The 259-nt window shown below is 65.3% G+C and carries 1 protein-coding gene; it reads right to left on the bottom strand.

The window, feature by feature from the left end; all coding sequences use genetic code 11:
- The coding region (locus tag H0524_RS24660; protein WP_255435889.1) for an alpha/beta hydrolase-fold protein at positions 1-259 on the bottom strand (259 nt) is incomplete at both ends.

Raw genomic sequence — 259 nt, 5'->3', positions numbered from 1 at the left:
GTCGGCGTTGAAGATGGGATATGGAGAGCCGAAAATAGCGTCGCTGTCGACGTACGGGCCTACGCTGGCGCAGGTGCCCTCCGGTACGGAGCTGCACACCAGGCCGGGAAGGTTGATTTCCATGGCCAGGACGACCGCGCGGATCGCCACCATGCCGAAGTCGATCCCACCGGACAACGAGGCGACGTGACCGAACAGGTCGGGGCGGGCCTGCGCGTAGTGCAGCGATCCGAAGCCGCCCATCGACAGACCGATGACG

Origin of the sequence: Salinispora sp. H7-4, from assembly GCF_013416675.1 — a bacterium.
Lineage (GTDB): Bacteria > Actinomycetota > Actinomycetes > Mycobacteriales > Micromonosporaceae > Micromonospora > Micromonospora vitiensis.
The sequence above is the reverse complement of the archived record's forward strand: the minus strand, read 5'-3'. Positions and strand labels throughout refer to the sequence as shown.